The sequence below is a fragment of the Variovorax ginsengisoli genome (assembly GCF_030486595.1).
GTDB lineage: Bacteria > Pseudomonadota > Gammaproteobacteria > Burkholderiales > Burkholderiaceae_C > Variovorax > Variovorax ginsengisoli_B.
Genome location: NZ_JAUJZH010000034.1, coordinates 12,540 through 36,578, shown reverse-complemented (window position 1 = coordinate 36,578; position 24,039 = coordinate 12,540). Strand labels below are relative to the sequence as shown.

The following is a 24,039-nucleotide window of genomic DNA, read 5'->3' as shown; positions in this document are numbered from 1 at the left end:
TCTCAATGACCACAGCTCTCGCAGTTCAACAAGGCGGCGCGCTCGCGCAGTCGCAGCAGTCCGGCCGAATGGCCGTCGCGGACATCATCAGCCACGTGGCGATGGTGCAGGAAGTCATGCGCGCCGTGATGAAGCCCGAGGTGCACTACGGCGTGATCCCGGGCACCGACAAGCCCACGCTCTACAAGCAGGGCGCCGAGGTGCTGTGCATGGCCTTCCGCGTCGCCGACTCGTACCAGGTCGAGGATCTGTCCACGGCCGACGTCGTGCGCTACCGCGTGACGTGCACCGGTGTGCACCAGATCAACGGCATCGTGCTGGGCACCGGCATGGGCGAGGCGTCCAGCGGCGAGGAAAAGTACAAGTGGCGCAAGGCCTACAAAGAAGAGTTCGAGGTCACGCCGGCGAACCTGCGGCGCGAGAAGAAGGGCTACAACAAGCAGAAGCAGGAGAGCTACTCCACCTACCAGGTGCGCACCGAGCCGGCCGACCTGGCGAACACCATCCTGAAGATGGCGAACAAGCGGGCCAAGATCGCCATGACGATCAACGTCACGGCCTGCGGCGACATGTTCGGCCAGGACCTCGAGGACATGGACGAGGCGCTGCGGGACCACCTGACGCGACATGCACCCGACGGGCGGGCTCCAGTTGAGCAAGAGAAGCCCGCGCTGCCAGAGATGTCGGCGGAACTGTTCGCCCAGCGGCTGACGGAATGGCGCACCGCCATGACCAACCAGGTCAAGGGCGCCACGCCCGACAACATCATCGGCAAGGCCAAGACGAAGTACACGCTCACGGCAGAGCAGGAGGCCGCCATTCGCGCGCCGATCGAGAAGCCCGCCAAGAAGGAAGAGGCCGCCACCGACGCGCTGCCGCCGATGGTCTACGCCGATGTCGCGGATGCCTTGACGAGCGCGACCACCAAGGCCGAACTCGACGCGGCCGCCCTGCTGATTCCGCGCGTGAGCGACGAGCAGTTCCGCAAGGAGCTCGATGAGATGCACGCCGAACTCGTGGCGGGGGTTCCGGCATGAAGCAGCAACACGACCTCCTCCCGGGCAGCGACGCCTGGCACCAGTTCCGCTTCGAGCACGACGGCGCCAGCGAAGCCGCAGCGATGCTCGGCGTCTCGCGCAAGGTGAAGCGCAACGAGCTGCTTCGCATGAAGAAGACCGGCATCGCCAAGGTCTTTAGCGACTGGGTGCAGGAGAACGTCCTCGACTACGGGCACGAGGTGGAAGCGCTGGCCCGGCCGATCATCGAGGAGATCTTCGGCGTCGAGCTCTACCCGGCGACCTACTCCAATGGCCGGATCAGCGTGTCGACCGATGGCATCGACGTCGGCGAAAAGCTCGTGATGGAGCACAAGCAGTGGAATGAAGCGCTGGCGACGCGCGTGCGGGCTGGCTCTGTGCCGCTCGAGCACATGCCGCAGTGCATGCAGGCCCTGATGGTGACCGAGGCGGACGAGCTCGTGTTCGTCGTCTCCGATGGCACCCGCAAGAACATGGTCTGGTGCATCGTCAAGCCGGATCCGGAGTGGTTCGAGCGCCTCCGCGCAGGCTGGGCCCAGTTCCACAAGGACCTGGCCGACTACGTGCCGACCGAACCTGTCGTCGAAGCGATCGGACGCACGCCCGAAACGCTGCCCGCGCTGCGCATCGAGGTCACCGGCGCCGTCACCGCCAGCAACCTGGCGCAGTACCGGGAGCATGCCCTCGCCGTCTTCGCCGCCATCAACCGCGACCTGAAGACGGATCAGGACTTCGCCAACGCCGCGAAGACCGTGCAATGGTGCGGCGACGTCGAGTCGCGCCTGAAGGCTGCCAAGGAACACGCCCTCAGCCAGACCGAGAGCATCGACCAGCTGTTCAAGACGATCGACGACATCACGGCCGAAGCGCGCAAGACGCGGCTCGAACTGGACAAGCTTGTCGAGGCTCGCAAGATCGCCCGCAAGGGTGAGATCGTCGCCGGCGGCGTCAAGGCGCTGCGCGACCACGTCGAGGCCCTGCAGCAGCGCACGGAGGGCGTGATGCCCTACCCGAGCGTCGACTTCGGCGCGGCGATCAAGGGCCTGCGCACCTTCGACAGCATGCAGAACGCCGTCGACACCGCTCTGGCCAACGCGAAGATCGCCGCCAGCGCCACCGCCGACCGCATCCAGGCCAACCTGACCACGCTGCGCGAGCAGGCCGCCGACCTCGCCTTCCTGTTCCCCGACACGCAGGTGATCGTCCAGAAGGCGCCGGACGACCTCGCCACTCTGGTCAAGGCACGGATCGCCGAGCACAAGGAGAAGGAGCGCGCCAAGGAAGAGGCGCAGCGCGAGCGCATCCGCAAGGAAGAAGCCGCCAAGGCGGAGCGCAAGGCGCGCGAGGCTGTGGAAGCCGAGGACGCGCTGATTGCCAGCCTCTGGAGCAATGCGCGCCGCATCGAAGGCGACAGCGTGCAGTACATCCAGAAGGCCATTGGGATGTTCGAGTCGGGCGCGAAGGACTTCGAGAACGATCCCCGTCCCCGCGTGACCGCCGCCGTCGCTGAAGCACGCGCCGAGATGAAGGCGAAGCTGGTGGCAGCCCAGGAACGCGATGAGGCTGCCGCCGCAGCAAAGCCAGTCGAGCCCGCGCCGGTAGCCGCGGCACCAGCTGCAGCGCCCGCAGCGACGCCGGCCCCGGCTGTGATCAAGATGCCCGCGCGCGCCGCCGCGGCGCCGGCACCGGCCACGCCGCCGAGCCTGAGCCTGGGCCAGATCGGCACGCGGCTTGGCTTCGCCCTGACGGCCGACTTCGTGAAGACCCTCGGCTTCGAACCGGCCGCCAAGCAGCGCGGTGCCGTGCTCTTCCACGAGTCGCAGTTCCCGCATCTCCTCGCGGCGCTCATTGGGCACATCGAGGCAGTGCAGTCCAGGGAGGCCGCGTGATCAAGGCGCCATCGCTCCAACGGCTGCGCGAGCTCTTCCACTACGACCCCGCGACAGGCGTGTTCACCCGATTGCATGCCAGCGGCAATCGTCGGCCCGGGCCCGTCACGGCCAAGCCGGATGCCCACGGGTACACGTACCTGCACTTCGACGGCGTCACGTACCGGCAGCACCGCCTCGCCTACTTCTACGTCACGGGCGAGTGGCCGAACGGCCCTATCGACCACATCAACGCAGCGCGCGGCGTCAATGCCATGAGCGAGATCCGCGCGGTGACAAATGCGATGAACAACCAGAACCGCCGCAAGGCGAACAGGAACAACAGCACCGGCGTTCTGGGCGTCTCCAAGAAGGTCTGGAAGGGCCGAGTCGTCGGTTTCGCCGCGCGCATCTGCATCGACTCCAAGCTCAAGAACCTCGGCACCTTCCGCACCAAAGCGGAAGCGCATGCGGTCTATGTCGCAGCAAAGCGCGAGTACCACCCAGGCAACACCCTCTGATCACTCCAAGGACCACCATGCCCAAGACCTATGCGGCCCCGGCCGCCTTCTCCGAAAAGCCTTTCGTCGCCATCCCGATGACGCCCGTTGAGAGCCACCAGGTGGCCGCCATCGGCTACAGCGCCGAGCGCAGGACGCTCCAGGTCACCTTCACGCGCGGCCCGGGCCACGTCTACCAGTACCCGGACTGCGACGCGCAACTGCACGCCGACTTCATGGCGGCGGAGTCGAAGGGCAAGTTCTTCGGCGAGCACGTCAAGCCGTTGGCCTTCGACAAGTTCCCGGCGCCCGTCGCGGCCTGACCAGTTTCCAGGGCGCGCCCGACCGGACCCTTCGACCCCTCCTCCGAACTGCACTCCCGGCCGGCTCTGCGACGCAGACGCCCTCTTTTCATTCCCAACCTGCACCTGAAAGGCAAGCATGTTTGAACTCCTGGACCCGACGACCGTCACCCTCACCAACGCCCAGAGCCGCGTCGAGAAGCACGGCGATGAAGACGTCATGGCGATCGACCTGGCCGTGACCTGGAACACCAACAACCGGTCGCTGACGGCCATCCACAAGCAGCTGCGCGACATGCTCTTCTGCGACATGCGCCAGGGCAGCGGCGATGCGCAGGAAGAGATGGACCTGCCCGTCGACGAACTGCCGAACGTGCGCGTGCCGGGCGCCGACTATCCGATCAAGCTGGACTTCCAGGCCGTCGGCGCCCGCGTCGAGGTGGCCTACGGTATCAGCGAGAAGACGGCGATCGTGCTGCAGCTGTGCAAGGTCCACAAGGTGCGCGTGACGCCCATCGAGGGCGGCAGCGCCGAGGTCAAGTTCGCGGTCTCGTCGGCGTCAGAAATCGACGACCACATCATCGGAACGCTCTCGGTGCTGCAGCAGCGCGAGATCTCGCTGAAGCTGAGCATGCCGGACATCGAGCCGGCCAAGACCCTGACCGAGGGCGACGTGTTCAAGACCGTGGTGCCGGATGAGCAGCAGAAGCAGCTGTCGGCCGAGGACGTGTTCGTCAACAGCTCGGCCCCGGCAGATGCGCCGGCCCCGGCCAAGGCCACCCGCAAGGGCAAGAAGGGCTGATCGGTGTTCACCGTCTACCCCATCGAGAAGGTCCTGAGCGCCTACGTGCGCGCCAGGGCGCTGCACCCGGACCACAACGCAGCCTGCGCGGCCGCCGCCCAGGCGCTCGGCATCGCTGTCGAGTCCGTTCGCGACGCTGTCGCCATGAGCCAGGGCGCCACGGCATGAAGCGCGATGACTTCACCCTGCCGCTGCTGTTCCCCGGCGAGCTGATCATCGACAACTTCGCCGGCGGCGGCGGCACGTCGACCGGCCTCGAGGCTGCCTTCGGCCGGCCGGTGGACATCGCGATCAACCACGATCCCGAGGCCCTGGCGATGCACGCGGTCAATCACCCGCACACCACCCACCTGTGCGAGAGCGTCTGGGACGTGGACCCGATCAAGGTGACCGGCAACCAGCCGGTGGGCCTGGTGTGGCTCTCGCCCGACTGCAAGCACTTCAGCAAGGCCAAGGGCGGCACGCCGGTCGAGAAGAAGATCCGCGGCCTGGCCTGGGTGGCTCTGCGCTGGGCGGCGAAGTGCAAGCCGCGCGTCATCGCGCTCGAAAATGTGGAGGAGTTCAAGACCTGGGGCCCGCTGCAGATCGCCGCCGACGGCACGGCCCGGCCGGATCCTGCGCGCAAGGGCAAGACCTTCGAGAGCTTCGTCCGCCAGCTGCAGGGCATGGGCTACGTCGTCGACTGGCGCGAGCTGCGCGCCTGCGACTTCGGCGCCCCGACGATCCGCAAGCGCTTCTTCCTGGTGGCGCGGCGCGATCACATCGCCATCGCCTGGCCGAAGCCGAGCCACGGCGCGCCGACCTCGAAGGAGGTCAAGGCCGGCAAGCTGCTGCCCTGGCGCACGGCCGCCGAGTGCATCGACTGGTCGATCCCGTGCCCATCCATCTTCGAGCGCAAGCGTCCGCTGGCCGAGGCCACGCTGCGCCGCGTCGCCAAAGGCGTGATGCGGTACGTCGTGAATGCGGCCGAACCGTACATCGTCGGCCTGGCCCATCGCGAGCACACCGAGCGCGCCGGCGGCCGCTCGCACGGGCTCGACGAGCCGATCAGAACCGTTCATGCCGGCGGCGGCAACCATGCGCTCGTCGTTCCCACCCTGGCTCCGTTCCTGACCGAGCACGCCAACGCCTCGAACCAGCGGGTGTTCAGCGCCGACGAGCCGCTGCGCACCCAGGTCGCCCAGGTCAAGGGCGGGCACTTCGCCCTGGTGGCGCCCACCCTCGTGCAGACCGGCTACGGCGAACGGCCCGGCCAGTCGCCGCGCACGCTCGACCTGCAGGCGCCGCTCGGCACCGTGGTCAGCGGCCAGAAGCACGCCCTGGTATCGGCCTTCCTGGCGCAGCACAACAACCACCGCGGCACCGTGCCCAGCGACGGCCGGCCGGTGACGGCGCCGGTCAGCACGCTCACGACCAAGGGCGCACAGCAGACCGTCGTCGCGGCGCACCTGGTGCACATGGGCCACGGTGAGGGCAAGGACGGGAAGAAGCGCTTCAGCCACGGCATCCGCCACGTGACCGAGCCGCTGAACACCGTTGCCGCGTCGGGCATGCCGGCGGCCGTCGTGACCAGCAACCTGGTCAAGCTGCGCGGCACCAGCACGGCCCAGGCCAGCGACGAGCCGCTGCACACCGTCAGCGCCGGCGGCACACACTTCGCCGAGGTCCGCGCCTTCCTCATTGCTTACTATGGCTCCGACCAGGATCCGCGCCTTGAGGACCCGATGCACACGGTCACCACGAAGCACCGCTTCGGGCTGGTCACCGTGCAGGGCGAGGAATACGCGATCGTCGACATCGGCCTGCGCATGCTCTCGCCGCGCGAGCTCTACAACGCCCAGGGCTTCCCGGCTGACTATCAGATCGAGGCCGGCCCGGACGGCAAGCCATTCACGAAGACCGCCCAGGTGCGGATGTGCGGCAACAGCGTCTGCCCGCCGCTGGCCGAGGCGCTGATCCGCGCCAACTTCGCGCACGAGGCGCAGATCTACGGGAGGGCCGCGGCGTGACGCCCTTCTTGCTTCAGAGCCTTCGACTCTCTTTGTGCGTGGCGAACAGTGAAGAACCTCGTGCACGCGTCGGTGATCAGTTCCACTGCGTACTTTCCATTGACGTCAGGAGCCTCGAGGATCGCCCAAGAAAGGTCGGCTCGAAGCGACATGGCGGCATTGACGAACTCGTAGTCCGAGGAGTTCCAAAACGGAACTTCCTCCAGCGGTCGTCGCAATTCGTCGAGGTGTTTGATTGCTTGCAACGGCAAAGAGTTGAGCGCCATCCTGCCAAAGCGAAAGTGCATTTCTGCGGCCGATTGGCGAAGCCTATTTGCTATTTCAACGGCCATCCGTTCGATGCTCTCGTCCTTTTCTCGCGCTGCCATGCGGTCGCGAGCATGCTGCTTGGCGTTCTGATACATCACAGTCCCGACCGCACCGGCGATCGCCGCGATCGAACCGATAGCCTGCACCCACGCCGGGGCGTCAAGACGCGCGAGCACCATCGCAGAGGTGACGAAGAACCATCGAATCGCCTCGGTGCCCGGAAAAATCGCGAGCGCAAACACCAGTGTCAAACCGGTCAAAACGGTCAAGCACACCAACGTGCCGATCGTGGCGAATCGTTCTTTCATTTCTCACTCCATCCTGGAGCGGAAGTATGACCGCGCACCAGTCCACCTTCTTCGACGGCGGCCAGCGCCTGCAGATGACCGAGTCGATCGAGATGACGATTCAGTCGCTGCAGGCCTACGGTCCGGACCATCCGCACTGGGGCATTGCCTGGTCGGGCGGTAAGGACAGCAGCGCCACGCTGACCATGATCTGCTGGCTCATCGACACCGGCAAGATCAAGCGCCCGGAGACGCTGACGGTCTTCTATGCCGACACGCGCCAGGAACTGCCGCCGCTAGCGATCGCCGCCGAGCAGATCATGGACGAGCTGCGCGAGCGGGGCATCCGCATCGAGGTCGTCACGGCGTCGATGGACAAGCGCTTCATGGTCTACATCCTCGGCCGCGGCGTGCCTCCCCCGAACAACAACACCCTTCGGTGGTGCACGCGCCAGATCAAGATCGATCCGATGGAGCAGGCGCTGCGCGATCGCGTCGACCAGCTCAACGGTCAGATCCTGATGATCACCGGCGTGCGCCAGGGCGAGAGCGCGATCCGCGACCGTCGCATCGAGATGTCCTGCAGCAAGGACGGCGCCGAGTGCGGCCAGGGCTGGTATCAGCAGGTCCTGCCGAACGCCAAGGGCCTGCGCGGCCGGCTTGCCACCCTGGCGCCCCTGCTGCACTGGCGCGTCTGCCACGTGTGGGAATGGCTCAAGCACTGGGCGCCGCAGGCCGAGTTCGGCGACTGGAGCACGGCCATCATCGCGGACGCCTACGGCGGCGACGAGGCCGAGGAGATCAACGCGCGCACCGGCTGCATCGGCTGCCCACTGGCCGCCGAGGACAATGCGCTCGACACGATCCTCACGAACCCACAGTGGGCCTACCTGGCCCCGCTGAAAGGCATTAAGCCGCTGTGGCGCGAGTTGCGTGAGCCGAAGCACCGCATCAAGAAGGCGGGCCTCGAGCGCCTGAAGGATGGCAGCATCGCCAAGAACCCACAGCGCATGGGTCCGCTGACCCTGGAGGCGAGGGCCATGGGCCTCGATCGGATCCTGGGCATCCAGACTGCTTGCAACGAGGCGGCCGATGAGCAGCGCCGCCCGCGCATCAGCCTCATCAACGCCGAGGAGGAATCCCGCATCCGCGCGCTGATCGCCGCCGGCACCTGGCCCGACGGTTGGGAAGGCGACGAGCCGGCCGCCGATACCGTCATGCCGATCGTCTACCAGAACGGCGCCGTGCAGCCCTTGCTGTTCAGCGCGGAGGACGCAGCGTGACGTCAGCCATTGACCGGCCGGTGCTTCTCCAGCCACACCGTCGCGGCCTCCAGGCCAGCCTCGGCGGCTTCATGGTCCGTGCCATACACGTTCCCCGTCGAACTCTTGATCTCGAGCTCCGCATTGCCTTGGTGCTCGGTCACCACGAATGTGGCAATGAACTTCCCTTCGGGAGCCGCCTGCCCGTAGCCCTTCAGGGTGAACCGGCCGCTGTGAACGTGTCTGATTTTTTCCATTTCCACCTCTCGTTTTTGGAGCCCGGAGTATGAGTCACGTCGAGCACGCCCACTCGGTCGCCCTACTACGCGGTTTGCGCAAGAGAGCGGAGACGCTCTCTCTCAAACCGGGTGCAAAGCTCGCGCATCGCTTGCAAGCCCACCTCGAAGCTTCCATCACTAGATGCGCTCACGGCGCCAAGCCTTTCCTTCTCGACGGCCATTGCGTCAAGCCTCTCGGCACCGTCCGCGATGCAGTAAGCGATCTCGTATGCAACCAGTATCAATTCATAGGTCGGCAGAAGGTGAAGCGGCAGCGATACGAATACGGCATGCAATTTCATTGCCTGTTCCTTCATACCCGCTGGAGCTCCCCATTCGCCGTATGCGCCATTTACGGCGCGAACCCTGCGATGCAAATCACGCAGGAGTCTCTCGGCTCTTTGCGCGACAGCAAGGGGCGCAGCAAGTGTTCGCGCTCGCTCGTCTGCCGCGATCTGTCGCCGTTGGCGAAGGTTCTGCCGATGTTGCACAAAGGCAATCAACACCGCGGCGGAGATTGCCAGGATGGTGCCCCAAGCCTGGACCCAAGACGCGCACTCGCTCGGATTCAAACCTCGCACGAGCATGCAGGTCTCCCACGGCCCATCAAAAAGCCCCATCTCCACCTCCATCGTTTGGAGCCCGCAGTATGAGCCACGTCCAACACGAGCACCCGCTGGCCATCAAGGCCGCAACCGAGGTCGATCCGTTGATCCTGGCGAACGCCCTGGACCATATCCGGAAGACGGCCGGCAAGTCGCGCACCAGCACCCGGCGCCTGCGCTGGATCGAGCAGCGCGCCCTGTTCGCCCTGCGCGGCGACGAATACCGGGACATCGACCTGGACCTGCCGAAGGACGCGGGCCCGAACACGCAGGAGAAGCTGAAGCGCCGGATGGATTTCCACATCGCCGTCAAGCATGCGCATGCCGAGGCGCTGCGCCAGCTGGTCGACGTGTGCGAGCGGATGGATCTGCACGGCTCGGACCAGCAGCCGAGCGAGGAGGAGTACCAGCAGGTGCTCGCTGTAGCGCGCGGCCTCCTCGCGTCAGGGAACCAGTTGAAAAATGGCGCCGACCGCCATTCCGATGAACCCGTACAGCTGGTGCCGGAACTGGCCCTTCATCTCCCGACCGAGCTGCGCGATGACCAGCTCCTGCGCATCTATAGTGATCCTCTCGCTGCCGGCCAGGGCTCTCGTGGTGCGCCAGGCCTGAAAGACGATGTACGCGGCAGCAGCCACCTGCAGCACGATTCCAGCGGAGTTGAGCGTCATGGGCGGGAGTGTAGCGATGGGGAAGCCCGGCCATGAAGGAACGCCCCACCATCCTTTCGGCGCCGATGGTCTCGTCACGCGGGAAACACGAACTTGGCTTCACATGCCTCGCAACGGACCGCAGCAATTTGGCTGTCGACGGGCAAGGGCATCAGCCGCTCAAGGCGCCCATCGAGGAAGCACGCGGGGCACGGCAGCGGCTCATCGGGAAACGAGAGCGCTCTGTGCCATGCAAGCGCCCAGTCCTCGATAACAGTCTCTGTCGCGCCTTCAGCTTTCAGGAACCGGAGCAGTTCGAATTGAAGACTTTCCATTGCCATCGCGCTCTCCAACGGATTGAACACGAAAGTATGTTCCTGACGAGGCGCCGACTTCAAGCCGGAGGGACGGTTTCGTGACCACGTCGACCTTCGGAGCCCTGGCAAGCGCAATTGCGCGCGCCATGGCCGCAGTGCGAACCCAGCACTGCCCTGCCCCTGCGTTCCGCCCTGCTGCACCGGTGCGCGCCTCGATGCGCTGCACGAAGTGCGCAGGCCTTCTGACCTACACCGCATCCGCCGTCACGGGCAAGACCTCAGGTCGCTGCTCGAGCCAGGGATGCGTCAACTGGAGCGAGCTTTGACCACTACCGCATACCAGCCCAAGGCCGGGGAACGCTACTGGTGTCTGCGCGGCATGCCTACCCGCGTGGACAGCCACCTGTGGGAAAACGACCGCCTCGACCAACTGCTGCGAGACACCGGCCGCACGTTCAAGACCGAAGCCGAAGCCCGCACCGCTCTTGCCCAGGCACAGAAGGAGCAGAACCCCTCTCGGGTGAGCGTCGAGATCAGGGAGGCGATGTGAATGAGCTACACCTGTTTTCTGGCGCGGGAGGTGGAATCCTCGCCGGGCACCTGCTCGGGCACCGATGCATTGGAGCCGTCGAGTTCAACCCATACCGCCGCAGAGTGCTTGCCCAGCGCCAGCGAGACGGCGCGCTGCCCAAATTCCCTCTGTTCTCCGACATTCGAACCTTCGACGGAAGCCCCTACCGCGGCCGAGCTGACATCGTGGCTGGCGGATTTCCATGCAGGCCATACAGCAGCGCATCTCGAGGACGGCCGGTGGAAGACGATCTCTGGCCGGAAATGCGGCGGGTCGTGGCAGATGTCGCTCCCCGGTACGGTGTTTGGCAGGCCGAGCCCGGAGAACCACGAATATCTGATGAACTGGCCCGAACTCTGGACCTCTCTGGAGGAGCTTCCAAATGAGAACTTCAAGCGGTGGCTACAAAGAAGCTCAGCGCATCTTCAAGACCTTGAAGTGCGAAGGATGCGGGACAACCGATCGTCTCCAGAGACACCATATCGATCGGAACCCGCAGAACAACGTGGCGGAGAACATTCAGGTTCTATGCCAGAAGTGCCACACGAACGTGCATACCTCAGAAGGGACATGGGGGGCCGGGCAAGTGAAACCGGCAACGTGCATGGTTTGCGGAAATGCCTTCCAACCGAAGCGCTCGCGCCGGGCATCGCTGTGCAGCGATGCATGCTTAGTGGAATCTGGAAGGATAGCTGCGGCGAAGAGATGGGCGAACCACTCAATGAAATCGAACTGTGCCATTTGCGGCCAAGAATTCACGAGGAACAGGCCGGCTCATCTAACTTGCTCAAGGTCGTGCGGGAGCAAGTTGGCTCGTCAGAACAGAACTTCTGGTCCTTCGTGCCCCCCGGCTCCAGTCCCATGAGCAACATCCAACGACTTGAGGCCACTGGTGACGGCCAGGTTCCGATCGTGGCTGCACGCGCATGGCGCATCTTGACGGAGGCCGCATGAAAAAGCGAGAGATCAAGCGACAGGCGCAGCTGCGCGCCGGCCAACTCCTTTTCAATTCGGACTGGGCCGGCCTATTCGATGCGGCCGGGTTGCCAGAGGAAGCGCGCCACGAGTTCATCGAAGCAGTCCACGACATCGGATGGAGCCTCCAAGAGAAGGCCAAAGCCCGGGCGCCGAAGGCGGCCCCTGCCCTGCACTCTAATGGAGGAAGCACGCAATGAGCATCGTCTTGACGACCGACGAGATCGAGGCGCTGACGGGCTACAAGCTCGCCACGATGCAGCTCGAACGCCTGCGCCGGGATGGCTTCTACCGGGCTCGCATGGGCCGGCACGGCGTCGTTCTGGAACGCACCCACTACGAGGCCGTCACCCGCGGCCAGGACGCCGAGACGCCCGCGCCGCGTAAAGTGGCGAACCTCTCCCACCTGAGGCCAGCATGATCCGAGCCCGCAACACACCAGACGGCCTGCCGTTCCGGGTCTACCAGACCTACGGCAAGCGGATCTACAGCATCGGCTACAAGCTCAAGTCAGGGCGCTGGGCCTTCCGGTTGAAGTGCCCGGTGGACGACGAGAACCAGATCCGCAAGCTGCGCCGGCAGGCCATCGAGGAATCGGCGCGCATCGTTGAGGATGCGCCGGAGGGCGGCTTCAAGGGGCTGGTCGATGACTGGTTCGCCATGCAGGCCGATCTGCCGGCCACCGATGGTTCCAAGCGCGCCAGCACCACGATTGCGGAGAACCGCCGCGAGGCCGACAGCCTGGTCAAGGCGTGGGGCCACTTCGAGGTGAGCGAGATCACGGCCAAGATGGGGTTGGACTACCTCAAGGCATGCAAGAAGTCCCGGCCGCACAAGGGCAACAAGGAAATTTCGCTGGGCCGGCTCATCATGCAGCACGCCATCGGGCTCGGCCTGATCGAGACGAACCCGCTGAACGACCTGGAGCGGAACAAGACGGTGCCCGTCAAGAAACGCTACGTGACGGACGCCGAGATGGCGCTGGCCGTCGAGATGGGGCGGAAGTTCGGCGGCGCGCGGCTGATCGTCGCCCTCGCACTCAAGACCGCGTGGCTGTGCGTGCGCCGGTCGTTCGAGGTGCGCCAGATCCAGCGTGAGGCCGTGACGCCCGCAGGGATCATCTGGACCGACTCCAAGAGCAAAACCAAGCCGACGATCCTGATCGAGTGGTCGCCGGAGCTCTCGGCCACGATCTACGAAGCCATGGAGGTGAAGCGCAACAAGGATGCCGGCACCCTGTACCTGTTCGGCAACCTCAGGGGCGAGCCGTACACCAAGGGTGGCTGGAAAGCGATGCTGGACGACCTGATGCGCGAGTGCGTCAAGGAAGCAGCGAAGCGGGGAATCCCGTTTCGGAAGTTCTCACTGCAGGACTGCCGGCCGAAGGGGGCAACCGACAAGCAGCAGCGCGGCGATACCGACACGAAGGACGCTCTTTTGCACAGCAGCGACGCCATGCTGGCCCGGCATTACGACCGGCGCGACTCGAAGAAAGCGACGCCCGCGGGCTAGGATCGACCATGACGAGATCGCTGGAAGGCTACATCCCGACCCCGCTGCGCCGAAAGCTCGGCTTGCCAGCGCCTGCTGCCCGTGTTTCCGGCGTCCTCTCGGATCGCATCGACTCGTCGGCTGGCAATGGCGCGTGCTGGCCCTGGCTCGGTCCCTTGGACCGGTATGGCTACGGGGTTGTGACGCGCACCGGCCGCGCTCACCGCCTGGCGTGGCAGGAGCATCACGGCCGGAAACTATCGCGGGATGAGGTCGTCAGGCATTCCTGCGACAACCCCTGCTGCTGCAACCCGGCGCACCTGGTCGTCTGCACCCAGGCCGACAACATCGACGATCGGGTGCAGAAGGAGCGCAGCGCAAAAGGCCAGACGAACGGTCGCGCCAAGCTGACGGCGACGAAGGCCAGGGAAATCTACAAAAGCGGGGTTGCGCCGTCCGTCATGGCTGAGCGCTACGGCATCGACGAATCCACCGTGCGCGGCATCCGGACGGGGAAAACATGGGGATGGGCCACGAGGGATATTCCAAAATGACCCTTTCGTATTCCAGAAAAGGAAACGGGCTACGTGATTTCTCACGTAACCCGTTGATTTTGGCGGAGTGGACGGGACTCGAACCCGCGACCCCCGGCGTGACAGGCCGGTATTCTAACCAACTGAACTACCACTCCTGGTAGACAACGTTCACTCCATCAAGGAGCCAAGTGCTGCGACTTGTGCCGGCTTCACCTTGCAGTGAAACTGGCGACCCTACGGGGATTCGAACCCCGGTAGCCACCGTGAAAGGGTGGTGTCCTAGGCCTCTAGACGATAGGGTCAAAACCTTAGGAACCGCGCTGCGATCAGCGCTTGTTACTTCAAACCTTCAACTCGACACCATGTTGGTGGAGGTAAGCGGGATCGAACCGCTGACCTCTTGCATGCCATGCAAGCGCTCTCCCAGCTGAGCTATACCCCCCTGGGTGTCGAGCCTCAAATTATAGCCTGAAAATCAGGCCTCCTTCAATCTCTTCAAAATAGTTTCGCGAGAAAAGAGCGCGAGGACTGAATCGAGAGAAGGCGTCTGCGGCGTGCCCATCACGAGCACTCGCACCGGCATGGCTAATGCCGGCATCTTGAGACCTTGCGCAACCAGCACTTCCTTGATGGCTGATGCGATCGCTGCCTTGTCCCAAGCGACGCCCGATAGTTTATCCGCAAGTTCGGCGATTGCCGGGCGCACCGCAGCAGAAATATGCTGTTCGCGATCGGCATCGCTCGGGTGCACGTCGGCATAGAACGCAGCGGCCCATCCGGCCAGCGCAACGGTCGTGTCGCAGCGGTCCTTGAACAGTCCGCAGATCGCAGGCAGGCGCTCGTCGGCCGTGATGCCGCGCTTGTGCAACTGGGCGGCCACCAGCGGTGCCAGCGCATCGTCGGCCATCGCCTTGAGGTGCTGCGCATTGACCCACCGCAGCTTGGTCTCGTCGAACTGCGCCGCACTCCGGCCCAAGTGGTCGAGGTTGAACCACTCGACGAACTGCGCGCGCGAAAAGATCTCGTCGTCGCCGTGGCTCCAGCCCAGGCGCGCGAGGTAGTTCACCATCGCCTCGGGCAGGAAGCCCTCGTCGCGGAACTGCGTCACGGGCTTGGCGCCGTTGCGCTTGCTCATCTTCTCGCCCTGCTCGTTGAGCACGGTGGGCAGGTGCGCATATACCGGCGGCTCCTTGCCGAGTGCGCGGAAGATGTTGATCTGGCGCGGCGTGTTGTTGACGTGGTCGTCGCCGCGGATCACGTGCGTGATCGCCATGTCGATGTCGTCGACGACGACGCAGAAGTTGTAGGTCGGCGTGCCGTCGGGCCGCGCGATCACGAGGTCGTCGAGTTCGTCGTTGCCGATCTCGATGCGGCCCTTGACCTTGTCGTCCCAGGCCACCGCGCCGCCCTGCGGATTGCGAAAGCGCAGCACCGGCTGCACGCCCTCGGGAACCGGAGGCAGCGTCTTGCCCGGCTCGGGCCGCCAGGTGCCGTCGTAGCGCGGCTTCTCCTTCGCGGCCATCTGCTTCTCGCGCAGCGCGTCGAGTTCGGCCATGCCCATGTAGCAGGGGTAGACCAGGTTCGCGGCCTGCATCTCGGCCAGCACCGCCTTGTAGCGGTCCATGCGCTGCATCTGATAGAACGGGCCCTCGTCGTGATCGAGGCCCAGCCACTGCATGCCTTCGAGGATCACGTCGACGGCGGCTTGGGTCGAACGCTCGACGTCGGTGTCCTCGATGCGCAGGATGAAATCGCCTCCGGTCGAGCGCGCGAAGGCCCACGGGTAGAGGGCCGAGCGGATGTTGCCGAGGTGGATGAATCCGGTCGGGGACGGTGCGAAACGGGTGCGGGTCTTCTGTGTCATGCCAGGGTGCTCAGGCCGCGCAGGAGGTCGGCCTTGATGTCGTCGATATGGTCGAGGCCCACCGCGACGCGGATCAGGCCCTGGCCGATGCCGGCCGCCTGCCGCTGCGCTTCGGTGAGGCGTCCGTGCGAGGTGGTGGCCGGATGGGTGATGGTGGTCTTGGTGTCGCCGAGATTGGCCGTGATGCTGAGCACGCGCGTGCTGTCGATCACGTGGAAGGCGTTGGCGCGCGCCGCTTCGGGGCCGTCGCCCTGGACGTCGAAGGACACGACCGCGCCGCCGAGCCCCGACTGCTGGCGCATCGCCAGTTCATGCTGCGGATGCGAGGCTAGGCCCGGGTAGTAGACGCGGGCGATGCTCGGCTGCGTCTCCAGCCATTGGGCCAGCGCCAGCGCACCGGCGCAGTGCGCCTGCATGCGGATGCCCAGCGTCTCCAGGCCCTTGAGCACGACCCAGGCGTTGAACGGCGACAGCGCCATGCCGGCGGTGCGCACCACCGGCCCGAACACTTCGTTGACCAGCTTCGCCGAGCCGCAGATCGCGCCGGCCAGCACGCGGCCCTGCCCTTCGAGGTACTTGGTGCCCGAATGGATCACGAGGTCGGCGCCGAGTTCGGTCGGCCGCTGCAGCGCCGGCGAACAGAAGCAGTTGTCGACCGCCAGCAGCGCGCCCGCGCCATGCGCCAGGTCGGCCAGCGCGCGGATGTCGCAGACGTCGGTCAGCGGATTTGTCGGCGTCTCGGCGAACAGCAGCTTGGTGGTCGGGCGGATAGCCGCCTTCCATTCGGCGACATCGGTCTGCGAGACGAAAGTGGTCTCGACGCCGAACTTGCCGAACTCGCGGCCGATCAGGTTCAAGGTGGAGCCGAACACCGAGCGCGAGCAGACAACGTGGTCGCCGGCACGCAGCAGGCCCATGCACATCATGAGGATCGCGCCCATGCCGCTCGAGGCGCCGATCGCGGCCTCGGTGCCTTCGAGCGCGGCCAGGCGCTGCTCGAAGCTGGCCACGGTCGGGTTCGAGGTGCGGGTGTAGGTGAAGCCTTCCTCGGTGCCGGCGAAGCGGCGCGCCGAGGTCTCGGCGTCGGGCTGCACGAAGCTGCTGGTGAGGAACAGCGCCTCGGAGTTCTCGCCGTACTGGCTGCGCTCGAGCGCGGTGCGCACCGCCAGCGTGTCGCGGTGCAGTCCGGGGGGCAGGGATCGATCGGTCGTCACGGGTTCACTCGGCGAGGTTGGGCAGCGCGAGGCGCGACGAGTCTTCGCCGGTCTCCTCGATGCGCGGCCGGTTGCCGTTCATGCGCGAGATGGCCTCGGTGTCGATGTCGCCCGTGACGTACACGCCGTCGAAGCAGGAGGCATCGAAGCCGTCGAGCTTCGGGTTCAGCGAGCCGATGGCGCGCTTCATGGCGTCGACGTCCTGGTAGATCAGCGCATCGCAGCCGATCAGTTCGCGGATCTGCTCGACCGTGCGGTCGTGCGCGACGAGTTCGTCCTTGGTCGGCATGTCGATGCCGTAGACGTTGGGGTAGCGCACCGGCGGCGCCGCGCTCGCGAGGTAGACCTTGCGGGCACCGGCGTCGCGCGCCATCTGGACGATCTCGCGGCTGGTGGTGCCGCGCACGATCGAGTCGTCGACCAGCAGCACGTTGCGGCCCTTGAACTCGCTGGCGATCACGTTGAGCTTCTGGCGCACCGACTTCTTGCGCACTCCCTGCCCCGGCATGATGAAGGTGCGGCCGACATAGCGGTTCTTGACGAAGCCTTCGCGGTAAGGAACGCCCAGCAGGTGGGCCAACTGCGTCGCGCTCGGCCGGCTCGATTCGGGGATCGGAATGATGACGTCGATCTCGCTCGGCGGCACGGTCGAGACCACGCGCTTGGCCAGCGTCTCGCCAAGGTTCAGCCGCGCCTGGTAGACCGAGATCCCGTCGAGCACCGAATCCGGGCGCGCCAGGTAGACGAACTCGAAGATGCAGGGGTTGAGCGACGGCGAGTCGGCGCATTGCTCGGAATGCACCTGGCCCTGCAGGTCGACGAAGACCGCCTCGCCCGGCGCGATGTTGCGCTCGAACACATGGCCCGAGCCCTCGAGCGCGACCGATTCGCTGGCCACCATGATCGTGCCGTCGGCGCCGCGGCCCATGGCCAGCGGCCGGATCCCGTAGGGGTCGCGGAAGGCCAGCAGGCCGTGGCCGGCGATCAGCGCCACGACCGCATAGGAGCCGCGCAGGCGGCGCTGGGTGTTGCGCACCGCCTCGAACAAGGTGGCCGAATCGAGCAGGCCGCCACGGGTGGCGCGGTCGAGTTCGTGCGCCAGCACGTTCAGCAGCACCTCGGAGTCGCTCTCGGTGTTGGTGTGGCGGTGGTCGGTGGAGAACAGCTCGGCCCGCAGCGCGTGCGCGTTGGTGAGGTTGCCGTTGTGCACCAGCACGATGCCGAAGGGCGCGTTGACGTAGAAGGGCTGCGCCTCTTCCTCGCTGTAGGCATTGCCGGCGGTCGGGTAGCGCACCTGGCCCAGGCCGACGTCGCCCGGCAGGCCGCGCATGTTGCGGGTGCGGAAGACGTCGCGCACCATGCCCTTGGCCTTGTGCATGAAGAACTTGCGCTCCAGCAGCGTCACGATGCCGGCGGCATCCTGGCCGCGGTGCTGCAGCAGCAGCAAGGCGTCGTAGAGCAGTTGATTGACGGGAGCGTTGCTGACAACGCCGACGATTCCACACATGAAGCGATCCTCTCAGGGCAGGTAGCTTGCCAACTTATCTGGCAAGGCGGGTTTCAGGCCCTGCAATGCCGCATCGAGAACAATGGCGCTGCGCGATTCGTGCCACCAGGCACTGTCGCTCAACGCCAGCAAATGAACAACCACCGCGACGGCGAGCATCGCCACCGCGCCGCGCGCCACGCCGAACACGCCGCCGAGGATCCGGTCCACCGGCCGCAAGCCGATCGCGGCGACCAGCTTGCGCGTGAGCGCCGCCAGCAAGCCGACGCTGAACGCCACGCCGACGAACACCAGCACGAAGCCGGCCGCATAGCGCCAACTCGCGGCCGGATCGCCGAAGGGCAGCCAGCGCCCGACGTCCTCGGCCAGCCATTGCGCCGCCACGAAGGCCACGACCCAGCCGGCCAGCGAAATCACCTCGAACACCAATCCGCGCACCAGTCCCAGCAGCATCGACACCAGGAGCAGCGCGACGGCGATCCAGTCGAGCGTGGCCACGTCGCTGCGCGAGCCTACAAGCTGAGGACGGCGGCCGACAAAGACAAGCCCTTGACCTTGGCTGCGGCCCGGTCGGCCTCGGCGCGGCTGGCGAAGGGGCCGACACGCACACGCGTGCGTTCGCCATCGGCCGTCTTCGCGACGCTGGTGTAGGTCTTGAGGCCGGATTTTTCGAGCTTCTGGCGAACTTCACGGGCCTTGTCCGCATCGGCGAAGGCGCCGACCTGGACCACGAAGCGGCCGTTGTCGTCGGCGGGCTTGGTGGCCACGGCGGCGGCCGCCGCCACGTTGGTCGGCTTGCCTTCGAGCAGCGCCCGGGCCCGGGCGGCGTCGTCGGCCGCGGCCGGCTTCGGCGCGGCGGGCTTGGGTTCGGGTTTAGGTTCAGGCTTGGGCTCGGCTTTGGCTTCAGGCCTCGGCTTGGGTTCGGGCTTCGGGTCCGGCCGGGCCTCGGCTTTGGGGGCCGCCTTGGGCTCCGGCGCGGCTTCGGCGGCCGGCGTCGCCGCAGCCAGCTTGCCCGGCGGGATCTCGCTGCCGTCGGCCGCCTCGGTGATCATGCCGCCGGAACCCGCGGTGGCGGGTGCGGCGGCGACCGGCTTGTCGGTGCCCGGTGCGGCGGTGACCGCGGGCGTCGGCAGGGCCAGCGGCTTGACCTTGTTGCGATCGGGAATGTCGATCGGGATGTCGACCGAGATCGGGCGTGGCTGGGTGTCGAACAGCAGCGGGAAACCGACCACGCCGATCAGCACCAGGACGGCCGCGCCCAGCAGCCGGTGGCGTGCCCGGCGGCGCATCGCCTCGATGCTCTCAGCCGGCGCGGCGGCGACGGTGTTTCGCCCTTCGTTGCCTTGAGGACCGCGGGTGCGGAACTTGAAGAACGCCATGAAATTCGTTTTCCTGAGGGGTGCAGCGTGCGGTTGAAACGAGAAGAATCGGAAGCAGGAGGCGCCGGAAATCAGGCTGTTTCAGGAGCCGGGAGCCAGGTGCCTGGCGCCCAGACGGGGTGTTCCGTGCTCGAGCACACCACCCACGGTGAAGAACGATCCGAAGACCACGATTCTATCAGCGGGGTCCGCGCGATCGATGGCCGCCCGCAGCGCCTCCATGGGTGCGCCGTGGACGCTGGCCGAGACGTCGCTGCGCTTGTTCTGGGCCTGCCAGCGCACGATCAGGTCGTCGGCCTTGGCCGCCCGCGCGGTCGGCAGGTCGGTGAAGTACCAGCGGTCGATCATCGGCCCGATGCGCGCGAACATCGGCGCCAGGTCCTTGTCGGCCATGACGCCGAACACCGCGTGGGTGGTCGGATAGAAGCCCATCGCGTCGAGGTTCTCGGCCAGTGCCGCCACCGCATGCGGGTTGTGGGCGACGTCGAGCACCAGCGCCGGCTCGCCCGGGACGATCTGGAAGCGGCCCGGCAGCTCGACCATCGCCAGCCCATTGCGCACCGCCTGGGCGGTGATCGGCAGGCGCTGGCGCAGCGACTCGAGCGCCGCCAGCACCCCGGCCGCGTTGACCAGCTGGTTGGCGCCGCGCAGCGCCGGGTAGGCCAGCCCGCTATAGCGCCGGCCGCGGCCGCTCCAGCCCCATTGCTGCTGGTCGCCCATCACGTTGAAGTCGCGGCCGACGCGCCAGAGGTCGGCGCCGATCGCCTCGGCGTGGTCGACCACGCTCTGCGGCGGCACCGGATCGCTGACGATCGCCGGCCGGCCCGGGCGCATCACGCCGGCCTTCTCGAAGCCGATGGCTTCGCGGTCGTTGCCGAGGAATTCCATGTGGTCGAGGTCGATGCTGGTGATGACCGCGCAGTCGGCATCGACGATGTTGACCGCGTCGAGCCGCCCGCCGAGCCCGACCTCGAGGATCGCGACATCGGGCTTGCTGGCCGCGATGCACAGCAGGATCGCCAGCGTGGTGAATTCGAAGTAGGTCAGCGCGACGTCGCCCCGGCCCTGCTCCACCTGCTCGAAGAACGGCGCCAGCACGCCGGCATCGACCGCTTCGCCGACCAGCCGCAGCCGCTCTTCGAAACGCACCAGGTGCGGCGAGGTGAACACCGCGGTGCGGTAGCCGGCATGGGTCAGGATCGACTCGAGCATGGCGCAGGTCGAGCCCTTGCCGTTGGTGCCGGCCACGGTGATGACCGGGCAGTCGAAGGCCAGGCCCAGGCGCTGCGCGACCGCGCGGACCCGGTCGAGGCCGAGCTCGATGTTCTTGGGATGCAGGCGCTCGGCGTGCGCCAACCAGTCTTCTAGGGTTTTCATGGAGCCCGGAATTGTCGCCGACCGGCGCCGCGGGCATCATCGCCGCATGACAACCCTCTACGGCATCCCGAATTGCGACACCGTCAAGCGCGCCCGCGCCTGGCTCGACGACCATGGCATCGCCTACGATTTCCACGACTTCAAGAAGGCCGGCGTGCCCGAGGCCGAGCTCGACCGCTGGCTGGCCGCGCCAGGCTGGGAGGCGCTGGTCAACCGCCGCGGCACCACCTGGCGGCGGCTGGACGACGCCACCCGCGCCGCGGTGGTCGACGCCGCCTCGGCCCGCGCGGTGCTGCTGGCCAACCCGAGCCTGATCAAGCGCCCGGTGGTCAACTGGGGATCGGGGCGAGACGTTACAACTGGATTCGACGCCGCCCAGTGGAAAAGCCACGCTTTGTAAAGGGTTGGAACCGCCGAGGCCCGAACGCCTCCAACGTTTTGGCAAGGGCGCCCCGCCCCCCGGGAATCCAGGAGATTTGACATGAACAAGACAAGCGCACGCACCGCAACCGCCCTGTCGCTGCTGGCCGCGCTGGCCGGCTTCGGCACGCTGGCCCAGGCCGAACAGGTGCAGGCACGGGTGATCACGAGCTCGCCGGTGACCGAATCGAACGGCGTCATCCGCTACAACGTGACCTACGAATACGCAGGCCGCCAATACAACACCCGGGTCAGCAACCCGCCAGGCGCCAGCATCTGGGTCGATTCGAGCGCCTACGGCGTCGCCACCCCTTCGCCGGTGGCGCCGCAGCCGCAGATGGCGGCCGGTCCGGTCGAGGCGCCCCAGCAGTACGGGCAGCAGCAGTACGGGCAACAGCAGCAACAGCAACCGCAGGACTGGAGCAACGTCGTGCCCGAGCCGGGCCTGGTGGTGTCGGGCGGCGGCGCGCCCGCCCCGGCCCCGCTCTACGCCCAGGGAGCCCCGGTGTATGCGCCGGCACCGGTCTACGTGCAGCCGGCACCGGTGTACTACCCGGCCCCGGCCTACTACCCGGCACCCGCCTACGCCTACCCGCCGATCGGCATCTCGCTGGGTTTCGGCTACTCGCGGGGCTGGGGCGGCCGCTGGCGCTGATCCCTGACTTGGGCCGGAAGGCCGGCCGGCAAGCCTAAAATCAACGGCTTTGCCAACCCAACCGGGCGCGTTTCCTCAGAACGCGCCTTTTGCTTGCCGCGACGCAGGCAATGCCAGGCCCTTCTACCCATGAGCACTACCGAATCCCTCCTGAGCGCCACGGTCTCGACCAAGGCCAACGTGTACTTCGACGGCAAATGCGTGAGCCACAACCTCACGCTGGCCGACGGCAGCAAGAAGTCGGTCGGCGTGATCCTGCCGTCGACCCTGACCTTCAACACCGGCGCGCCCGAAACCATGGAAGGTGCCGGCGGCCAGTGCGAGTACCTGCTCGCGGGCAGCACCGAATGGGTGGCCTCGGGCGCCGGCCAGAAGTTCAGCGTGCCAGGCAACTCCAGCTTCCAGATCCGCGTCAGCGGCGAGCCCTACAGCTACATCTGCCACTTCGGCTGAACGGAATCCAGCGCATGTCTTCCACCATCCTCCAGAACGTTCCCGCCGGCCAGAAGGTCGGCATCGCCTTCTCCGGCGGCCTCGACACCAGCGCCGCGCTGCACTGGATGCGCAACAAGGGCGCGATTCCCTACGCCTACACCGCCAACCTCGGCCAGCCCGACGAGCCCGACTACGACGAGATCCCGCGCAAGGCGATGCTCTATGGCGCCGAGAAGGCGCGCCTGGTCGACTGCCGCACCCAGCTGGCCGCCGAAGGCATCGCCGCGCTGCAGGCCGGCGCCTTCCACGTCACGACGGCCGGCCTGACCTACTTCAACACCACGCCGCTGGGCCGCGCGGTCACCGGCACCATGCTGGTGTCGGCCATGAAGGAAGACGACGTCCACATCTGGGGCGACGGCAGCACCTTCAAGGGCAACGACATCGAGCGCTTCTACCGCTACGGCCTCTTGACCAACCCGGCGCTGAAGATCTACAAGCCCTGGCTCGACCAGACCTTCATCGACGAACTCGGCGGCCGCAAGGAGATGTCGGAGTTCATGCAGAAGGCCGGCTTCGCCTACAAGATGTCGACCGAGAAGGCCTATTCGACCGACTCGAACATGCTGGGCGCCACGCACGAGGCCAAGGACCTCGAGTTCCTGAACAGCGGCATGAAGATCGTGCAGCCGATCATGGGCGTCGCCTTCTGGAAGGACGAGGTCGAGGTCAAGCGCGAAGAGGTCCGCATCCGCTTCGAGGAAGGCCGTCCGGTCGCCCTCAACGGCGTCGAGTACGCCAGCCTGGTCGACCTGCTGCTCGAAGCCAACCGCATCGGCGGCCGCCACGGCCTGGGCATGAGCGACCAGATCGAGAACCGCATCATCGAGGCCAAGAGCCGCGGCATCTACGAGGCGCCCGGCCTGGCGCTTCTGTTCATCGCCTACGAGCGGCTGGTGACCGGCATCCACAACGAGGACACGATCGAGCAGTACCGCGACCATGGCCGCCGCCTCGGCCGCCTGCTCTACCAGGGCCGCTGGTTCGACCCGCAGGCCATCATGCTGCGCGAGACCGCCCAGCGCTGGGTGGCGCGCGCGGTCACGGGCGAGGTCACGGTCGAGCTGCGCCGCGGCAACGACTACTCGATCCTCAATACTGAGAGCCCCAACCTGACCTACGCGCCCGAGCGTCTGTCGATGGAAAAGGTCGAGGACGCGCCGTTCAGCCCGCTGGACCGCATCGGCCAGCTGACGATGCGCAACCTGGACATCGTCGACACCCGCGCCAAGCTGGCGATCTACACGCAGACCGGGCTGCTTTCGTCGACGCAGGGCGCGTCGCTGCCCCAACTCAAGAACGACGAAACGAAGTGAGTCGGGCCGTCGG

Annotated in this window: 30 protein-coding genes and 3 tRNA genes; 20 read left to right on the top strand and 13 right to left on the bottom strand. The window is 66.4% G+C overall.

Translation table 11 applies throughout. The features are described from left to right. The first annotated feature begins 5 nt into the window (after positions 1-5). The 7 genes from QZH52_RS32475 (at position 6) to QZH52_RS32445 (ending at position 6,518) form a co-directional block, all read left to right on the top strand. Entirely contained in the window at positions 6-1,037 is a 1,032-nt protein-coding gene (locus tag QZH52_RS32475) for a hypothetical protein (RefSeq protein WP_301815220.1), read from the top strand. After that, on the top strand, positions 1,034-2,926 hold the full coding sequence (locus tag QZH52_RS32470) for a YqaJ viral recombinase family protein (protein WP_301815219.1): 1,893 nt from the start codon (positions 1,034-1,036) through the stop codon (positions 2,924-2,926). The genes QZH52_RS32475 and QZH52_RS32470 overlap by 4 nt, the downstream gene beginning before the upstream one ends. Further along, complete coding sequence (locus QZH52_RS32465) at positions 2,923-3,426, top strand: HNH endonuclease (protein ID WP_301815217.1); 504 nt, start codon at positions 2,923-2,925, stop codon at positions 3,424-3,426. Before QZH52_RS32470 ends, QZH52_RS32465 begins: the two co-directional genes overlap by 4 nt. A gap of 17 nt (positions 3,427-3,443) precedes the next feature. Beyond that, positions 3,444-3,728 carry a KTSC domain-containing protein gene (locus QZH52_RS32460; protein ID WP_301815216.1) on the top strand — a complete coding sequence of 95 codons (285 nt, stop codon included), beginning with the start codon at positions 3,444-3,446 and terminating at the stop codon, positions 3,726-3,728. A 118-nt stretch (positions 3,729-3,846) separates the two neighbouring features. Further along, the gene (locus tag QZH52_RS32455) at positions 3,847-4,509 is read left to right on the top strand and encodes a hypothetical protein (protein WP_301815214.1); all 663 of its coding nucleotides are present in this window, start codon (positions 3,847-3,849) and stop codon (positions 4,507-4,509) included. Positions 4,510-4,512: 3 nt separating this feature from the next. Beyond that, complete coding sequence (locus tag QZH52_RS32450) at positions 4,513-4,677, top strand: hypothetical protein (protein WP_301815212.1); 165 nt, start codon at positions 4,513-4,515, stop codon at positions 4,675-4,677. Further along, positions 4,674-6,518, top strand: a complete 1,845-nt coding sequence (locus tag QZH52_RS32445) for a DNA cytosine methyltransferase (protein ID WP_301815211.1) — start codon at positions 4,674-4,676, stop codon at positions 6,516-6,518. Before QZH52_RS32450 ends, QZH52_RS32445 begins: the two co-directional genes overlap by 4 nt. Here the strand turns inward: QZH52_RS32445 and QZH52_RS32440 are convergent. Then, complete coding sequence (locus QZH52_RS32440; RefSeq protein ID WP_301815210.1) at positions 6,497-7,135, bottom strand: hypothetical protein; 639 nt, start codon at positions 7,133-7,135, stop codon at positions 6,497-6,499. The two genes, QZH52_RS32445 and QZH52_RS32440, sit on opposite strands and share 22 nt — an antisense overlap. Positions 7,136-7,161: 26 nt before the next feature. Here QZH52_RS32440 and QZH52_RS32435 point away from each other — a divergent pair, with 26 nt between their 5' ends. After that, the gene (locus tag QZH52_RS32435) at positions 7,162-8,397 is read left to right on the top strand and encodes a phosphoadenosine phosphosulfate reductase domain-containing protein (RefSeq protein WP_301815209.1); all 1,236 of its coding nucleotides are present in this window, start codon (positions 7,162-7,164) and stop codon (positions 8,395-8,397) included. A 2-nt stretch (positions 8,398-8,399) separates the two neighbouring features. Here the strand turns inward: QZH52_RS32435 and QZH52_RS32430 are convergent, their stop codons facing one another. Together QZH52_RS32430 and QZH52_RS32425 are read right to left on the bottom strand one after the other, a co-directional pair. Then, positions 8,400-8,633 carry a hypothetical protein gene (locus QZH52_RS32430; RefSeq protein WP_301815208.1) on the bottom strand — a complete coding sequence of 78 codons (234 nt, stop codon included), beginning with the start codon at positions 8,631-8,633 and terminating at the stop codon, positions 8,400-8,402. Between the two features lie 65 nt (positions 8,634-8,698). Then, the gene (locus QZH52_RS32425) at positions 8,699-9,274 is read right to left on the bottom strand and encodes a hypothetical protein (protein WP_301815206.1); all 576 of its coding nucleotides are present in this window, start codon (positions 9,272-9,274) and stop codon (positions 8,699-8,701) included. 29 nt (positions 9,275-9,303) lie between these two features. On the opposite strand from QZH52_RS32425, the gene QZH52_RS32420 reads away from it, so the two are divergent. Next, positions 9,304-9,966: a hypothetical protein gene (locus QZH52_RS32420; RefSeq protein ID WP_301815205.1), complete on the top strand. Its 663-nt coding sequence runs from the start codon at positions 9,304-9,306 to the stop codon at positions 9,964-9,966. Positions 9,967-10,004: 38 nt separating this feature from the next. On the opposite strand, the gene QZH52_RS32415 is transcribed toward QZH52_RS32420, so the two are convergent. Next, on the bottom strand, positions 10,005-10,274 hold the full coding sequence (locus QZH52_RS32415) for a hypothetical protein (RefSeq protein WP_301815203.1): 270 nt from the start codon (positions 10,272-10,274) through the stop codon (positions 10,005-10,007). 274 nt (positions 10,275-10,548) lie between these two features. On the opposite strand from QZH52_RS32415, the gene QZH52_RS32410 reads away from it, so the two are divergent. The 7 genes from QZH52_RS32410 (at position 10,549) to QZH52_RS32385 (ending at position 13,817) form a co-directional block, all read left to right on the top strand. Beyond that, positions 10,549-10,776, top strand: coding sequence for a hypothetical protein (locus QZH52_RS32410; protein WP_301815202.1), 228 nt, complete (start codon positions 10,549-10,551; stop codon positions 10,774-10,776). After that, positions 10,773-11,183, top strand: a complete 411-nt coding sequence (locus QZH52_RS38755) for a DNA cytosine methyltransferase (RefSeq protein ID WP_366919345.1) — start codon at positions 10,773-10,775, stop codon at positions 11,181-11,183. The genes QZH52_RS32410 and QZH52_RS38755 overlap by 4 nt, the downstream gene beginning before the upstream one ends. Further along, positions 11,137-11,751, top strand: a complete 615-nt coding sequence (locus tag QZH52_RS38750; RefSeq protein ID WP_366919344.1) for a hypothetical protein — start codon at positions 11,137-11,139, stop codon at positions 11,749-11,751. The genes QZH52_RS38755 and QZH52_RS38750 overlap by 47 nt, the downstream gene beginning before the upstream one ends. After that, complete coding sequence (locus QZH52_RS32400) at positions 11,748-11,972, top strand: hypothetical protein (RefSeq protein ID WP_301815199.1); 225 nt, start codon at positions 11,748-11,750, stop codon at positions 11,970-11,972. The genes QZH52_RS38750 and QZH52_RS32400 overlap by 4 nt, the downstream gene beginning before the upstream one ends. Then, positions 11,969-12,193: a hypothetical protein gene (locus QZH52_RS32395; RefSeq protein ID WP_301815197.1), complete on the top strand. Its 225-nt coding sequence runs from the start codon at positions 11,969-11,971 to the stop codon at positions 12,191-12,193. The genes QZH52_RS32400 and QZH52_RS32395 overlap by 4 nt, the downstream gene beginning before the upstream one ends. A gap of 122 nt (positions 12,194-12,315) precedes the next feature. Next, a complete protein-coding gene (locus tag QZH52_RS32390) occupies positions 12,316-13,284 on the top strand; it encodes a site-specific integrase (RefSeq protein WP_301815195.1) in 969 nt (322 codons plus the stop codon). 8 nt (positions 13,285-13,292) lie between these two features. Then, positions 13,293-13,817 carry an HNH endonuclease signature motif containing protein gene (locus tag QZH52_RS32385; RefSeq protein ID WP_301815193.1) on the top strand — a complete coding sequence of 175 codons (525 nt, stop codon included), beginning with the start codon at positions 13,293-13,295 and terminating at the stop codon, positions 13,815-13,817. Positions 13,818-13,877: 60 nt separating this feature from the next. Here QZH52_RS32385 and QZH52_RS32380 read toward each other — a convergent pair. The 9 genes from QZH52_RS32380 to folC all read right to left on the bottom strand — a co-directional run bounded on the left by QZH52_RS32380 (position 13,878) and on the right by folC (position 21,152). Then, a tRNA-Asp gene (locus tag QZH52_RS32380) sits at positions 13,878-13,954 on the bottom strand. A gap of 71 nt (positions 13,955-14,025) precedes the next feature. Beyond that, positions 14,026-14,101, bottom strand: a tRNA-Glu gene (locus QZH52_RS32375). 64 nt (positions 14,102-14,165) lie between these two features. Further along, positions 14,166-14,241 (bottom strand) — tRNA-Ala (locus tag QZH52_RS32370). A 33-nt stretch (positions 14,242-14,274) separates the two neighbouring features. Beyond that, entirely contained in the window at positions 14,275-15,663 is a 1,389-nt protein-coding gene (gltX, locus tag QZH52_RS32365; RefSeq protein ID WP_301815192.1) for a glutamate--tRNA ligase, read from the bottom strand. After that, complete coding sequence (locus QZH52_RS32360) at positions 15,660-16,877, bottom strand: O-succinylhomoserine sulfhydrylase (protein WP_301815190.1); 1,218 nt, start codon at positions 16,875-16,877, stop codon at positions 15,660-15,662. The genes gltX and QZH52_RS32360 overlap by 4 nt, the downstream gene beginning before the upstream one ends. A 4-nt stretch (positions 16,878-16,881) precedes the next feature. Further along, positions 16,882-18,384 carry an amidophosphoribosyltransferase gene (gene purF / locus QZH52_RS32355; RefSeq protein WP_301815189.1) on the bottom strand — a complete coding sequence of 501 codons (1,503 nt, stop codon included), beginning with the start codon at positions 18,382-18,384 and terminating at the stop codon, positions 16,882-16,884. Between the two features lie 12 nt (positions 18,385-18,396). Further along, entirely contained in the window at positions 18,397-18,882 is a 486-nt protein-coding gene (locus tag QZH52_RS32350; RefSeq protein WP_301815187.1) for a CvpA family protein, read from the bottom strand. 14 nt (positions 18,883-18,896) lie between these two features. Further along, on the bottom strand, positions 18,897-19,763 hold the full coding sequence (locus tag QZH52_RS32345; protein ID WP_301815185.1) for an SPOR domain-containing protein: 867 nt from the start codon (positions 19,761-19,763) through the stop codon (positions 18,897-18,899). 81 nt (positions 19,764-19,844) lie between these two features. Beyond that, positions 19,845-21,152, bottom strand: coding sequence for a bifunctional tetrahydrofolate synthase/dihydrofolate synthase (gene folC, locus QZH52_RS32340; RefSeq protein WP_301815314.1), 1,308 nt, complete (start codon positions 21,150-21,152; stop codon positions 19,845-19,847). Positions 21,153-21,186: 34 nt separating this feature from the next. On the opposite strand from folC, the gene QZH52_RS32335 reads away from it, so the two are divergent. The 4 genes from QZH52_RS32335 to argG all read left to right on the top strand — a co-directional run bounded on the left by QZH52_RS32335 (position 21,187) and on the right by argG (position 24,026). Beyond that, on the top strand, positions 21,187-21,540 hold the full coding sequence (locus QZH52_RS32335) for an ArsC family reductase (protein ID WP_286536414.1): 354 nt from the start codon (positions 21,187-21,189) through the stop codon (positions 21,538-21,540). Positions 21,541-21,621: 81 nt separating this feature from the next. Then, positions 21,622-22,215, top strand: coding sequence for a hypothetical protein (locus tag QZH52_RS32330; protein WP_301815183.1), 594 nt, complete (start codon positions 21,622-21,624; stop codon positions 22,213-22,215). Between the two features lie 129 nt (positions 22,216-22,344). Next, positions 22,345-22,668: a pyrimidine/purine nucleoside phosphorylase gene (gene ppnP / locus QZH52_RS32325; protein WP_286527130.1), complete on the top strand. Its 324-nt coding sequence runs from the start codon at positions 22,345-22,347 to the stop codon at positions 22,666-22,668. 14 nt (positions 22,669-22,682) lie between these two features. After that, the gene (gene argG, locus QZH52_RS32320; protein WP_301815180.1) at positions 22,683-24,026 is read left to right on the top strand and encodes an argininosuccinate synthase; all 1,344 of its coding nucleotides are present in this window, start codon (positions 22,683-22,685) and stop codon (positions 24,024-24,026) included. Positions 24,027-24,039 lie beyond the last annotated feature (13 nt).

Excerpts from the sequence above, each read along its gene's own strand:
- QZH52_RS32445 (WP_301815211.1), top strand. The coding sequence starts at position 4,674 with ATGAAGCGCGATGACTTCACCCTGCCGCTGCTGTTCCCCGGCGAGCTG.
- QZH52_RS32335 (WP_286536414.1), top strand. The coding sequence starts at position 21,187 with ATGACAACCCTCTACGGCATCCCGAATTGCGACACCGTCAAGCGCGCC.
- QZH52_RS32435 (WP_301815209.1), top strand. The coding sequence starts at position 7,162 with ATGACCGCGCACCAGTCCACCTTCTTCGACGGCGGCCAGCGCCTGCAG.
- QZH52_RS38750 (WP_366919344.1), top strand. The coding sequence starts at position 11,137 with ATGAACTGGCCCGAACTCTGGACCTCTCTGGAGGAGCTTCCAAATGAG.
- QZH52_RS32395 (WP_301815197.1), top strand. The coding sequence starts at position 11,969 with ATGAGCATCGTCTTGACGACCGACGAGATCGAGGCGCTGACGGGCTAC.
- purF (WP_301815189.1), bottom strand. The coding sequence starts at position 18,384 with ATGTGTGGAATCGTCGGCGTTGTCAGCAACGCTCCCGTCAATCAACTG.
- QZH52_RS32430 (WP_301815208.1), bottom strand. The coding sequence starts at position 8,633 with ATGGAAAAAATCAGACACGTTCACAGCGGCCGGTTCACCCTGAAGGGC.
- QZH52_RS32425 (WP_301815206.1), bottom strand. The coding sequence starts at position 9,274 with ATGGGGCTTTTTGATGGGCCGTGGGAGACCTGCATGCTCGTGCGAGGT.
- gltX (WP_301815192.1), bottom strand. The coding sequence starts at position 15,663 with ATGACACAGAAGACCCGCACCCGTTTCGCACCGTCCCCGACCGGATTC.
- QZH52_RS32455 (WP_301815214.1), top strand. The coding sequence starts at position 3,847 with ATGTTTGAACTCCTGGACCCGACGACCGTCACCCTCACCAACGCCCAG.
- QZH52_RS32420 (WP_301815205.1), top strand. The coding sequence starts at position 9,304 with ATGAGCCACGTCCAACACGAGCACCCGCTGGCCATCAAGGCCGCAACC.
- QZH52_RS32330 (WP_301815183.1), top strand. The coding sequence starts at position 21,622 with ATGAACAAGACAAGCGCACGCACCGCAACCGCCCTGTCGCTGCTGGCC.
- argG (WP_301815180.1), top strand. The coding sequence starts at position 22,683 with ATGTCTTCCACCATCCTCCAGAACGTTCCCGCCGGCCAGAAGGTCGGC.
- QZH52_RS32475 (WP_301815220.1), top strand. The coding sequence starts at position 6 with ATGACCACAGCTCTCGCAGTTCAACAAGGCGGCGCGCTCGCGCAGTCG.
- QZH52_RS32345 (WP_301815185.1), bottom strand. The coding sequence starts at position 19,763 with ATGGCGTTCTTCAAGTTCCGCACCCGCGGTCCTCAAGGCAACGAAGGG.
- QZH52_RS32385 (WP_301815193.1), top strand. The coding sequence starts at position 13,293 with ATGACGAGATCGCTGGAAGGCTACATCCCGACCCCGCTGCGCCGAAAG.
- ppnP (WP_286527130.1), top strand. The coding sequence starts at position 22,345 with ATGAGCACTACCGAATCCCTCCTGAGCGCCACGGTCTCGACCAAGGCC.
- QZH52_RS32460 (WP_301815216.1), top strand. The coding sequence starts at position 3,444 with ATGCCCAAGACCTATGCGGCCCCGGCCGCCTTCTCCGAAAAGCCTTTC.
- QZH52_RS32400 (WP_301815199.1), top strand. The coding sequence starts at position 11,748 with ATGAAAAAGCGAGAGATCAAGCGACAGGCGCAGCTGCGCGCCGGCCAA.
- QZH52_RS32440 (WP_301815210.1), bottom strand. The coding sequence starts at position 7,135 with ATGAAAGAACGATTCGCCACGATCGGCACGTTGGTGTGCTTGACCGTT.
- QZH52_RS32470 (WP_301815219.1), top strand. The coding sequence starts at position 1,034 with ATGAAGCAGCAACACGACCTCCTCCCGGGCAGCGACGCCTGGCACCAG.